Source organism: Vibrio sp. (assembly GCF_048266485.1).
GTDB lineage: Bacteria > Pseudomonadota > Gammaproteobacteria > Enterobacterales > Vibrionaceae > Vibrio.
This window is the reverse complement of the sequence record NZ_JBLWZK010000002.1, coordinates 86,814-100,388: the sequence shown is the minus strand read 5'-3', so window position 1 is coordinate 100,388 and position 13,575 is coordinate 86,814. Positions and strand designations below refer to the sequence as shown.

Here is a 13,575-nt window from a genome sequence, read left to right as displayed (position 1 = left end):
CACATTCAATCTATTGAGTTCGGTAATACTTTATACTTGTAGCCAGAAAGTTACCGGGCCATCGTTGATCAGCGCCACTTTCATATCCGCCGCAAATTGACCGTTTTCAGTATGAACATCCGCTTGCTGACAGCACTGTGAGAAATAGTGATATAACCTTTCCGCTTCTTGTGGATCAGCCCCTTTAGAAAAGCTCGGACGCATGCCTTTTTGCGTATCCGCAGGTAAAGTAAATTGCGATACAACTAAGACTTCACCACCTGCTTGCTTCACATTGAGGTTCATTTTACCTTGGTCATCTTCAAAAATTCGATAACCTAATACTCGTTCGCTCAAGCGTTTAGTCTTTGCTTCATCATCGCCTTTTTCTACCCCAAGTAGCACTAATAAGCCTTGATTAATACTACCGACAATCTCGCCATCAACCTTAACACTGGCTTCACTGACCCTTTGAATCAAAGCAATCACACATCATTCCTTTTATGAGTAAATTTTTCTTTTAACTTTTGTAATGGATGGTAGGGCCCTTCATCATACCAATCTTCTCGTTCACCAAGACTTGCGGTCACTTCCGCACCGACTAACACGATAAACCAACACAAATATACCCAAACAAATAAAATTGGTATTGCTGCCAATGCGCCATAAATTAACTGATAGGATGGAAATGCGGTGATGTACATTGCAAAACCTTTTTTCGATAACTCAAAAAGTAATCCGGCAACGAGAGCACCTGTGCAAGCGTTAAGGAATTTCACTTTAATATTCGGTACCAGCATATACAAGCCGACAAAAGTCGACATCGATAAAATCATCGGCAAAATTCGGTAAATACCACTGACCACTTCTTGGCTAAGGTATCGTTCCGAAGTGATATAAGAACTGAGCGCCAAGCTAGCTCCCATAAACAAAGGTCCTAAAGTTAGTACCATCCAATACATAGAAAATGAATAAACTAAGCGGCGTTTACGTTTAACCCGCCAAATAAAATTAAGATTCTTATCAATATTAGAAATCAACATCATAGCGGTAACGAATACGAAAAAACCACCTATTGCCGTCATACTAGAAGTATTGGATATAAAAGTATTGAGGGCATTTTTTACCGCATCGCCAGCAGCTGGCATAAAGTTAAGAAACACGAACTCTTGGATTTGTTCAGTAATACCATGAAAAACGGGAAATTGAGATAGAATTGTAACCAGTACCGTTACCAGTGGCACCAGTGATAGCAATGAGATATAAGCCATATATCCAGCATTCACAGTTAAACGGTCACGAACGATACGATCCTTTAAGTACACCAAATAATGGATATATACATTGATTTTTTTGTCCATCATCGCGTCCTTAATGATATTAACTAAGATGGTCACTTTAACAAAATGAAATACTTTTAATCGAATACCAGCCTATAATCTTAAGATAATTTAAGCTCATAACTGACTTTATATGGCCGCCTCTAGGATAATAAAAAAGCCGATGCATTGATAGCATCGGCTTTAATTAGGTATAAACGCTTAAGCTGTCGTGGCTTACTTAGGAGATCGACCTGCACGTTTACGATCATTTTCAGTCAAATGACGCTTACGGATACGGATGCTTTCTGGTGTTACTTCTACGAGCTCATCATCATCAATGAACTCTAAAGCTTGCTCTAAAGTAAATTTGATAGCTGGAGAAAGCGTTTGAGCTTCATCAGTACCAGATGCACGTACGTTAGTTAGTTGCTTACCTTTCAGACAGTTAACTGTTAAGTCGTTGTTACGGTTATGAATACCGATAACTTGACCTTCGTAAACTTCATCAGCATGCTCTGCAAATAAACGGCCACGATCCTGTAAGTTAAACAAGGCGTACGTTAGTGCTTTACCTGTTGCATTAGAAATTAATACACCATTGCTACGTTGACCGATTACGCCACCTTTATGGTCGTCATAACGCTCAAACGTATGGTAAAGAAGACCTGAACCTGAAGTCAGTGTTAGGAATTCAGTTTGGAAACCAATCAAGCCACGAGAAGGCATGTAGAAGTCCATGCGAACACGGCCTTTACCATCTGGTGCCATATCAGTCAATTCACCTTTACGGATACCGATATTTTCCATGATGCCACCTTGGTGCTCTTCAAGCACATCGATAGTCACTTTTTCAAACGGTTCCATTAGTTTGCCATCAATTTCTTTTTCGATAACTTCTGGACGTGATACTGCAAGCTCGAAGCCTTCACGACGCATGTTCTCGATCAGAATTGAAAGGTGAAGTTCACCACGACCTGATACTTTGAATTTATCTGGATCGTCTGTTTGCTCAACGCGTAATGCTACGTTGTGCACTAATTCTTTTTCTAGACGCTCAAGGATATTACGTGAAGTCACAAACTTACCTTCTTTACCCGCGAACGGAGAAGTGTTTACTTGGAACGTCATTGTTACTGTTGGTTCATCAACCGATAATGGAGTCATTGGCTCAACATTGTTTACATCACAAATGGTGTCAGAGATTTTAAGCTCACCAAGACCAGTAATTGCAATAATGTCACCAGCGTTAGCTTGTTCCACTTCGTGACGCTCAAGGCCTAGGTAACCTAGAACCGTACCCACTTTACCGTTACGTTTCTTACCATCAGCACCAACGATGGTGACTTGTTGGTTTGGTTTCACGCTACCACGAGTAACACGACATACGCCAATGACACCAACGTAAGAGTTGTAATCAAGTTGAGACACCTGCATTTGCAGTGAACCATCGATATCAACGTTTGGACATTCAACATTATCAACGATTGCTTGGAATAGTGGTTCCATGTCTTCGCCAATTTCACCTTCTTCCAAAGTTGCCCAACCGTTTAATGCTGAAGCGTAAACCACTTGGAAGTCTAGTTGCTCATCGGTTGCACCTAGGTTATCGAATAGGTCGAATACTTGATCCATAACCCAATCAGGACGAGCACCTGGGCGGTCGATTTTGTTAATAACAACAATTGGCTTCAAGCCGTGTGCGAATGCTTTTTGGGTGACGAAACGCGTTTGAGGCATTGGGCCGTCAACTGCATCAACGATAAGCAATACTGAATCAACCATTGACATGATACGCTCAACTTCACCACCGAAATCGGCGTGTCCTGGGGTATCTACGATGTTGATGCGGAAGTCATTCCAATTAATTGCGGTGTTTTTCGCAAGAATGGTAATACCACGTTCTTTTTCGATGTCATTTGAATCCATGACGCGCTCTTCAGCTTCACCACGAGATTCAAGTGTACCCGATTGCTGTAAAAGCTTATCAACCAAAGTCGTTTTACCGTGGTCAACGTGCGCGATAATCGCGATATTTCTTAACTTATCAATCTGTGGAGTAGTCATGGAATTCGATTCACTTATAAAAGACACCCAAACATTGGGCGAACTTGATTAAAAAAACGGTCGTAAATGTACCAGATTTTCCGAAAAAACCTAGGAATATGTCACATTAGCGGCCAAATATTACCCGTAAATGACCATTTTAGTGTAAACCACCTTGAGGTTTTTCGCTTAATCGTCAATTCACCTTTGGTTAAATGTAAAAAATAGCCAATCGAGTCAATGAGATAGATAAATTATCTCTCTCTACCCTTTAAAAGGTGAATAAAAAGATAGAAATAATACATTCTACACACCATGTTGCATCTTTCCCTTAGTTTTTACATTGACAAACCGATCAATTCTCGGCTGAATAGGACAAGTTATTTAACCGCTTGCATCACCATGGCGCATAGTGCACCAATATAATGCAATCAAAACCCAAAACAGTGCAACCGAATGCACTCCATTGGCATAAATAATCTTATCTTTATGTTTTTAAAGGATTTATTTTTTTGGCACGATTTTAGCTTTATTCAAAGCATCGTTGATTACTTTTTATAGAATCAAGATCGCTGAAAGCTGGATTCATTCACTGAATCACTTTTATCGTTCAAACAGTATTAATAACACCGGAGGTTATCCAAGATGTCAGTAGAAAATGTACTCTCTCTGATCACAGAAAACGAAGTTAAATTTGTTGATTTACGCTTTACCGATACCAAAGGTAAAGAACAACACATTTCAATCCCTGCTCACCAAGTAGATGCTGACTTCTTTGAAGACGGTAAAATGTTTGATGGTTCTTCAGTTGCAGGCTGGAAAGGCATCAACGAATCAGACATGGTCATGATGCCAGACGCATCAAGCGCAGTTCTTGACCCATTTACAGAAGACGCAACACTAAATATCCGTTGTGATATTCTTGAACCTGCGACAATGCAAGGCTACGACCGTGATCCACGTTCAATTGCAAAACGTGCTGAAGATTACATGCGCGCTGCCGGCTTTGCTGACACTGTGCTTGTTGGTCCAGAACCCGAGTTTTTCTTGTTTGATGATGTTCGATTCGAAAATAACATCTCAGGTTCTTTCTTTAAGATTGATGATGTCGAAGCAAGCTGGAACTCAGGCACTGAATACGAAGGTGGTAACAAAGGTCACCGCCCAGGTGTGAAAGGCGGTTACTTCCCAGCCGCACCAGTGGATTCTTCTCAAGATATTCGTTCTGCTATGTGCCTTATCATGGAAGAAATGGGACTTGTTGTTGAAGCACATCACCATGAAGTAGCTACTGCGGGTCAAAACGAAATCGCTTGTCGTTTCAACACGCTAACTGAAAAAGCTGATGAGATTCAAATCTATAAATATGTCGTGCATAACGTAGCGCATGCTTACGGTAAAACAGCAACCTTTATGCCAAAACCACTTGTTGGTGATAACGGTTCAGGTATGCACGTTCACATGTCGCTTGCGAAAGATGGTGTTAACCTATTCTCTGGTGACAAGTACGGCGGTCTTTCTGAAATGGCGCTTTACTACATCGGTGGTATCATCAAGCACGCACGTGCAATCAACGCCTTTGCTAACCCATCGACTAACTCATACAAACGTCTAGTACCAGGATTCGAAGCACCAGTTATGCTTGCATACTCTGCACGTAACCGTTCTGCGTCAATTCGTATACCTGTCGTACCAAGCCCGAAAGCGCGTCGTATTGAAGCTCGCTTCCCAGATCCAGCAGCGAACCCATACCTAGCGTTTGCGGCATTGCTAATGGCTGGCCTTGACGGTATTAAGAACAAGATCCACCCTGGTGACGCTATGGATAAAGACTTGTACGACCTACCAGCAGAAGAAGCAGCAGAGATCCCGAAAGTAGCGGAATCTCTAGAAATCGCTCTAAAAGCACTCGACGAAGACCGTGAATTCTTAACTTCTGGTGGCGTATTCTCTGATGACTTCATCGATTCTTATATTGATCTGAAATCAAAAGATGTTGAGCGTATTAATATGGCAACGCACCCATTAGAGTTTGAATTGTACTACTCCGTATAATCAAACTGGTTCACCTGATCAGATTTACTCTGTAACGGTGTAAACCCAATGAAAATTTTAGGCTCGCCTCTCAGGTGAGCCTTTTTTTTATTGTGGTCACACAACCATCAATTAAGCTATTCATAAGCAGTAAACGATAAGCTACCATCAACACGACGATCACGGTGCCCATTATGAAACGGATCCACATACCAGCATTGTTATTTAGCCTAATCATGAGTCAAGTAGCTCTAGCAGGGCAAGTTTACAAATGGACTGATAGTAACGGGGTAACACACTTTAGTGATAACCCACCGCCAGAAAAAGCCAATAGAAAAGAAGTGCTTTCTCTGCCGGATATAAAAGCACCCGCTCCAGAGCCTCAATACAGTGACAGCACTCAAGTAGCTCAAGCACAAAACTCTGCCACCAATTCGCTTGACTCGACGGAGGCCCCAAATTCACCAGCAACTCAACATACACCTGAAACTCAAAACTTGACGAATGCTACTAAACCTGAAGAAAATGACGAATTATCTAAAGACAAAGCCAATACTAAGAAGCAATCATCAGAGTCCGATAAAAAAATTGCTTTAAAGATTATTAGCCTACAAGACGATCAAACGATTCGTAGTAACCGAGGCTTTATTACGGTGCAAGTTGAGCTCAGTAAGAAGTTAGGAATTGGTCAATCATTGCAATTAATGATGGATACGCAACCTTATGGTGCGCCACAAACGCCATCTTTGTGGGAATTAAAAAATATAGACCGAGGTTCACATACATTTTCGGTAAATATTGTCGAAAGCGGCAAGGTTATTGCATCATCCAATACAATCACAGTGCACCTACATAGAACAACTGTGAAGTAGAAGTATGATCTGCAAAGCATAAGTCGTTAACCCTAGTTATAATAGTCATCAACTTAACTAACTAGTTAAAAACAAAAATTAAAAACCATATTTTTGTTTGTGCTCACTTTTATCATGCTCCATACTGAAACTTTCAGGTGCACCTTTTTAGTGCAACATGATGGATGTAAGCATAATGAACAAGCAAATAATTCAAAGTGATGAGCTAGTTACCACGATTCTAGGCAATATGGTAACGGCAACTTTATTACTCGATGAAAAATTGACGATTCATTATGCCAACCCTGCCACCGAGCAATTATTTTCTCAAAGCGCTAAGCGACTCCTTAACACCGCCTTATCCCAATTAATACAACATGCCTCGATGGATTTAGCATTATTTACCCAACCATTACAAAGTGGCCAGAGTATTACCGATAGTGACGTGACCTTCGTGATCAATGGTAAGCCTATACTACTTGAAGTCACTGCTAGCCCCGTTTCAGTAAAATCCAATGACAAGCTAACACTAATGCTACTGGTTGAAATCCGAAAAATCGATTCACAGCGTCGCTTAAGTCAGGAGCTCAACCAGCACGCACAACAACAAGCAGCCAAACTGTTAGTTCGCGGTTTAGCGCACGAAATTAAAAACCCACTTGGTGGACTAAGAGGCGCCGCGCAATTATTAGGTCGCATGTTGCCCGACCCTAATTTAAACGAATACACCCAAATCATTATAGAACAAGCTGACCGCCTCCGAGCTTTAGTCGATCGTCTACTTGGCCCGCAAAAACCGGGAAAAAGAGCACCCGTCAATTTACATGAAGTAATAGAAAAAGCTCGTCAACTGGTCGAACTCGAATTTAGTAACCAAGTGCTTATTGAGCGTGATTACGATCCAAGCATGCCACATATTATGATGGATGCCGATCAGGTCGAACAAGCCTTGTTAAACATTACCAGTAACGCAGCACAAATTTTAGCGTCGCAACCCGACGGCACGATTACCATAAAAACTCGTACCGTTTACCAAGCCAACATTCATGGACAACGCCATAAATTGGTGGCTCGGATTGAAATTATGGATAACGGTCCCGGCATTCCAAGTGAACTCCAAGATACCTTGTTTTACCCCATGGTCAGTGGGCGAGAAGGCGGCACTGGGCTCGGGTTATCCATCTCACAAAATATTATCGACCAACACAACGGAAAAATTGATGTTGAAAGTTGGCCTGGGCATACCGTATTTACCATTTATTTACCAATCCAAACGGTTTAAAAATCGGAAATGTCAGATGTTGTTTAATTTATCGAACTTGCGCAAGGAATTAGGATATGAGTAAAGGATTTGTATGGGTCGTTGATGACGACAGCTCAATCCGTTGGGTACTAGAAAAAACATTATCATCCGCCAATATCCAGTGTGAAACATTCGCGGATGCGGAAAGTGTCCTTTTGGCATTAGAGCGTGAAACGCCTGATGTATTAATTTCCGATATTCGTATGTCGGGTATGGATGGCTTAGCACTACTAAAACAAGTACAAACCAGTCACCCTGATTTACCCGTTATTATTATGACCGCCCACTCAGATTTAGATGCCGCGGTGAATGCTTATCAAACCGGAGCTTTTGAATATCTACCTAAGCCATTTGATATCGATGAAACCCTTACCTTAGTTGAGCGTGCCATTACTCATAGCTATGAACAAAAGCATGCTACTAACGGAACCGAAAATCTCAAAACCGTCACACCAGAAATTCTCGGTGAAGCGCCGGCCATGCAAGAAGTCTTTCGTGCGATTGGACGCTTATCTCGTTCTTCTATTTCAGTATTAATCAACGGTGAATCAGGAACGGGTAAAGAGCTGGTTGCTCATGCTCTACATCGTCACAGTCCACGATCAAAAAATCCGTTTATTGCTTTAAACATGGCGGCAATTCCTAAAGATTTGATTGAATCAGAACTGTTTGGTCATGAGAAAGGCGCATTTACCGGCGCTAATAGCGTTAGACAAGGCCGCTTTGAACAAGCCAATGGAGGTACTTTATTCTTAGATGAAATTGGTGATATGCCATTGGATATTCAAACACGCCTATTAAGGGTGTTGGCCGATGGACAGTTTTATCGAGTCGGTGGTCACGCCCCGGTTAGTGTCGATGTACGGATTATCGCGGCGACGCACCAAAACCTAGAAAAGCTAGTCAATCAAGGCGATTTTCGTGAAGATTTATTCCATCGCTTAAATGTTATTCGTGTGCAGATTCCAGCATTGCGTGAACGCCGTCAAGATATCGAAAAGTTAGCTTCGCACTTTTTAGGTCGAGCTGCCGATGAACTAGGTGTGGATATGAAAACACTTCACCCAAGCACGGTTGAAACCTTAAACCGACTCCCTTGGCCTGGTAATGTTCGTCAATTGGAAAACATCTGTCGTTGGTTAACTGTGATGGCAAGTGGTAGCGAAGTGCTTCCTAACGACCTCCCCTCTGAACTCATCAATGAAAAGCGCCCAACCGATCAAGAAGACAGCGCCGGATCGTGGCAACAACAATTAGAAAGTTGGGCTCGTTCAGCGTTATCAGCCGGAGAATCAGAACTGTTGAATATTGCTCAACCAGAGTTTGAGCGTATTTTACTACAAACTGCGTTAACCCATACTAATGGCCATAAGCAAGATGCCGCAAAATTATTAGGTTGGGGACGCAATACTTTGACCCGAAAATTAAAAGAGCTCAATGTAGATTAAGCTCAATAAACACTCTTAATAATCGAGTGGTTGATGTGTTATAAAAAACAAACAACTCATCAACCACCAAAATAATAACTGAATAACTATCTTTACAAAATGATGAAAGCAGCATAATTACGCTATTATTATAAAAAACACAGACTAAGTTACAGACTTTGATTTATACTCATAATTCATCCTCTATAAACATTGATTGGTATGAAATCACCACGCTTATCATTACGCACAGCTATTATTTTACCTTTGACTCTCATTTTGTTCACGATGAGTGTGATAATTTTTGTTATTCAATCAATTAGCTACCAAAATACTTTAGAAGACATTAGTAAAAAAGAGCTAACAACACTAGCGCAGACGGTAAAAACCAACTTAGGTAATTATCTCTACCCTTCTTTTATTATCAGCTCCACATTAAGCCAGTCCGTTATCCATCATTTTCAAGAACCAGCGAGTACTTCGGAAAATAAAGCACTCTTTATATTTGATATCTATGAAAATATTAAAAATCGGCTCCCTCAGATTGATACATTAAGTATTGGAGTGAATAAAACCGGTTATTATTACGGCTTTCGTAAAGAAGACGATCAATCTTTATCCTTATTATTAAAAGATGAGTCGACCAATAATGATCTTGTGGTTTTTGATGGTGACAAAAGAAATGCCAAAGAGTTATATCGAATCAAAAATTACAATATGTATTCACGTCCTTGGTATGCGCCTGTCGCTTTTTCCCGTAAACAAATGTGGTCTGAACCTTATATCAATAAAGATGAGAAAAAAGAGATTACCCTTTCGGCTCTTACTCCCATCATTGATAAAGACCAATTATATGGCGTAATCTCCGTCGATATTAAAATATCCACTTTTAATCAATTACTTACCGAACAAAAAAATCAGCATAATCGTTCAATATTTATTTTTGATGCTAACCAACGCTTAGTGGCACAATCGGGCTCTTCAGACGAATTAAGTATTATTAGTAAAGATTCCCTTAAATCAAAAAACCACAATCTACTTTCAATTGCAGATGGCCGTCGTACGATATATGCCAGTACCGATCCAGTAATCAAAGCCACATCAAAAGCTTATTTGTCGCAATCGGTTGATGATGAGCAACTGTTTGAATTTGCACTCGATAACAAAAAACACTTTGGTTATGTCATACCATTTAACGACCAATACGGCCTGAACTGGCATATTGCGATTTCAATTCCGGAATCAGAAGTACTAAGTAAAATGTCTAGCCAACAACACATGATGAACTGGACAATTATCGGTAGTACTACCTTGTTATGTTTCATAGGCTTTATCTTCTTAACCAGAGTCACTTCACCGATAACACAAACCGCTAAAGCGGCGCAAAGGTTAGCGAAAAAGGAATGGGATACGCAATTGCCTGTTTTTGGTCATACTTTTGAGACTTACACCTTAGTTAAGTCTTTCAATGAAATGGCCACCGACTTACAAGTCGCATTTACTGACTTACATAAACAGCTCGCATTTGACTCTTTAACCGGGCTATATAGTCGTGAGGGATTAATTGAATCAGTTAAAAACCGCAAAAGACTCAATGGGTTTGTATTCATTATCGGATTTGATAGCTATTCTAATATCAACGATACTTTGGGCTACCATAGTGGTGACCAACTACTTAAGACAATTGCGGAGACCATCAAAACTATTGCACCCACTAACAGTTACCAAGCAAGAGTAGGCAGTAGTGAATTTGCATTGATTACATTGAATATGGAATCAAGCTACAAACAAGATTTAATTAATTTGATTATTCGAACTTTTGATAAACCAATTCGCTTAGGCATAGAAAATATCTTATTGGCTCCGGTCATTGGAGCGAGTGACATTAATCATAACGCTTTAGAGCAATCCCTTCGTCAAGCAAATATTGCTTTAAGACATGCGAAGAAACACCAATTAAAAGAAATTACTTACTCATCTGAAATTGAAGAAAGTTCATTAAAACGTACCCAAACGATCTTACAAATCAGCGAGGGCTTAAAAAGTCGTGAATTTGTGCCTTTCTATCAACCCTTAATTGACCTAGAAAGCGGTAAGATTATTGGGGCTGAAGCCCTTGCTCGCTGGTTATCAAAAAGCAGGGGCTTAATCTCACCGATGAAGTTTATTCCGATTGCAGAAGAAACCGGCTTGATTCATCAAATTGGTTATCAAATTTTATTGCAGTCATGCCAAGATACTCAAAATGAAATTGATGCTGGTCGCTGGCCTGAAAACTTCCATATTCATGTCAATGTCGCAGTCGATCAGCTTGCTTCAGAGCAATTTATATCAGAATTAAGGTATATCTTAGAAAAGACCAGACTATCTCCAAATAACCTAACCCTAGAAGTCGTGGAAAGTAATTTAATTGATGATAACCCACTACTACTGGAACATATTAAGACCATTCGCTCAATGGGTGTCGGTATTGCCATCGATGACTTTGGTACTGGCTACTCTTCACTGACTTATCTACAGACGATCCCATTTGATTGCTTGAAAATCGATCGAGCTTTCATCAAAGACTTAACGAAAGAAAATAGCCATAACTCGATTGCTGCGGCGATCTTATCGTTAACACGAGATATGAATGTCGAAGTGGTTGCAGAAGGCATTGAAACTGAGGAGCAAGCAAACATCTTGGCTAAATTAAAATGTGAGCAAGTACAAGGCTTCTACTATGGCCGACCTTCTCCACTCAAAGATTGGGCCACTAGCTTCCCGCTTAAATAAACAAAATTCCCCCCAATGTTGGTTGTACAACGATTGGGGGTCACTTCAAAATGAAGTCGCGGTATTTTTACAACTAATACATACTCAAAGTCATTGAGTTGCGGTCAACAAAGCCGCAGCTTCAAGTACGACCAGTATTAAATGACACGTGAGAACTGCTGCTGACGAGCGCGAGTTCGTAGGTAAGTATCAAAGCACATACAAATATTACGAATCAATAAACGGCCACGTAAGGTCACTGTAATATGCGAATCGGTCACTTCAACTAACTGGTCATCAACAAACGTTTTTAGCAAAACTAAGTCTTCGTTAAAGTACTGATTAAAATTGAGGTTAAACTCTTTTTCGATCCCAACTTTATCTAGGGTAAAGTTACAAATCAGCTGCTTAATCACTTCACGACGAATCAAATCATCTTGGTCTAATACCACACCACGCCATAATGCATGGCGTTGCTCATCAACTTGAGCGTAGTACTTTTTCAGCTCTTTTTGGTTTTGTGCATAACTATTGCCAACCATAGAAATCGATGACACACCAAAGCCAATCAAATCACAATCCCCTTGAGTAGTGTAACCTTGGAAATTACGGTGCAATACACCAGCTCGTTGAGCAATCGCGAGTTCATCGTCTGGTAGAGCAAAATGATCCATACCAATAAACTGATAACCAGCCTCAGTAAGGGTTTTAATTGTATATTGCAGAATTGCCATTTTTTGCTCAGCGCTCGGCATGTGTTCTTCTTTGAGCTTAGCTTGAGCGGCAAATAACTGTGGCATATGCGCATAGTTAAAGATCGATAATCGGCCCGGTTTCATGGCTAACACTTTTTCTAGCGTATTTGAGAAGGTCGCTAGTGTTTGTTTTGGTAAACCGTAGATTAAATCGAGGTTGGTAGAACGGAAACCCAACTCTTTAGCTCTTGCGACCATGGCAACAATGAAGTCTTCATCTTGCTCACGGTTCACCAATTGCTGAACTTCTTTATCAAAATCTTGTACACCGATACTCAAGCGGTTGAAACCTTCAGCCCGCAAATGATCAAGCATATCGAGCTCAATTTCACGCGGGTCGACTTCAATACTAATTTCAGCATCATCGGTAAAGGTAAACTCGGCACGTAGAGCGGTCATAATGCGCGTCATTTGAATTTTGGTTAGGAAGGTTGGCGTACCGCCACCAAAATGCAATTGACTCACCTGACGCTGCTGAATCAGCGGAGCACGCTCACGGATTTCCTGAATTAACACTTGTAAGTAATCATCGGCTTTATGCTGATGACGGGTGATCACTTTATTACAGCCACAGTAGTAACAAAGCTTATGACAAAATGGGATGTGAATATAAAGTGAAAGTGGACGCTCTGGATAGTCGGCATAAGCCATATCAAGATCAGAGATGGTGAAGGCTTCATGGAACTCAACCGCGGTTGGGTAGGACGTATAACGAGGGCCAGAGTAGTTATACTTCTCTAGCATTGCTTGATCCCACACGATTTGTTCTTTTAACATCATGACTTCCACTTATTATTTCAACAACACTTACTGAATGTGCCCTAGTCATCTAGGCTTTAAGTTATCAATATCGACAAGCTATCAATACTAATTTTCACCCAGTATGGATATACCTACAAAGGTTAAAAACGAGCTTGGTTTGTTCTACATCATTTTTATTGGAATTTGATTGTTTAACGGTGCGATTCGCTCTTTAAGATCAGACAACTCAGCAATCACTTGATCGGTTAAACGCACTTCCGCTTTCTGACGCGCTAAGTTTTGCTTCATTCGATCTTGTTTGGCGAGCTTTTGTCTCTCTTCACCGCGGGCCATATCTTTGACGAC

10 protein-coding genes are annotated in these 13,575 nt (G+C 40.7%); 5 read left to right on the top strand and 5 right to left on the bottom strand.

The window, feature by feature from the left end; translation table 11 throughout:
- Positions 1-30: 30 nt before the first annotated feature.
- The 3 genes from dtd to typA form a co-directional block, all read right to left on the bottom strand.
- Positions 31-468, bottom strand: coding sequence for a D-aminoacyl-tRNA deacylase (dtd, locus tag ACN0T8_RS05125; RefSeq protein ID WP_417879585.1), 438 nt, complete (start codon positions 466-468; stop codon positions 31-33).
- On the bottom strand, positions 465-1,340 hold the full coding sequence (locus tag ACN0T8_RS05120) for a virulence factor BrkB family protein (protein WP_417879584.1): 876 nt from the start codon (positions 1,338-1,340) through the stop codon (positions 465-467). Before ACN0T8_RS05120 ends, dtd begins: the two co-directional genes overlap by 4 nt.
- Before the next feature lie 195 nt (positions 1,341-1,535).
- A complete protein-coding gene (gene typA / locus ACN0T8_RS05115) occupies positions 1,536-3,365 on the bottom strand; it encodes a translational GTPase TypA (protein WP_417879583.1) in 1,830 nt (609 codons plus the stop codon).
- A 624-nt stretch (positions 3,366-3,989) separates the two neighbouring features.
- Between typA and glnA the strand changes: the two genes are divergently transcribed.
- The 5 genes from glnA to ACN0T8_RS05090 all read left to right on the top strand — a co-directional run bounded on the left by glnA (position 3,990) and on the right by ACN0T8_RS05090 (position 11,734).
- A complete protein-coding gene (gene glnA / locus ACN0T8_RS05110; RefSeq protein WP_417879582.1) occupies positions 3,990-5,399 on the top strand; it encodes a glutamate--ammonia ligase in 1,410 nt (469 codons plus the stop codon).
- 173 nt (positions 5,400-5,572) lie between these two features.
- Complete coding sequence (locus ACN0T8_RS05105; RefSeq protein WP_417879581.1) at positions 5,573-6,250, top strand: DUF4124 domain-containing protein; 678 nt, start codon at positions 5,573-5,575, stop codon at positions 6,248-6,250.
- 175 nt (positions 6,251-6,425) lie between these two features.
- Complete coding sequence (glnL, locus tag ACN0T8_RS05100) at positions 6,426-7,511, top strand: nitrogen regulation protein NR(II) (RefSeq protein ID WP_417879580.1); 1,086 nt, start codon at positions 6,426-6,428, stop codon at positions 7,509-7,511.
- A gap of 56 nt (positions 7,512-7,567) precedes the next feature.
- Positions 7,568-8,980: a nitrogen regulation protein NR(I) gene (glnG, locus tag ACN0T8_RS05095; protein WP_417879579.1), complete on the top strand. Its 1,413-nt coding sequence runs from the start codon at positions 7,568-7,570 to the stop codon at positions 8,978-8,980.
- 201 nt (positions 8,981-9,181) lie between these two features.
- A complete protein-coding gene (locus tag ACN0T8_RS05090) occupies positions 9,182-11,734 on the top strand; it encodes an EAL domain-containing protein (RefSeq protein WP_417879578.1) in 2,553 nt (850 codons plus the stop codon).
- Between the two features lie 137 nt (positions 11,735-11,871).
- On the opposite strand, the gene hemN is transcribed toward ACN0T8_RS05090, so the two are convergent.
- Together hemN and ACN0T8_RS05080 are read right to left on the bottom strand one after the other, a co-directional pair.
- Entirely contained in the window at positions 11,872-13,245 is a 1,374-nt protein-coding gene (hemN, locus tag ACN0T8_RS05085; protein WP_417879577.1) for an oxygen-independent coproporphyrinogen III oxidase, read from the bottom strand.
- A gap of 147 nt (positions 13,246-13,392) precedes the next feature.
- Positions 13,393-13,575: DUF2489 domain-containing protein (locus ACN0T8_RS05080; protein ID WP_417879576.1), on the bottom strand; the 183-nt coding region annotated here is incomplete at its 5' end.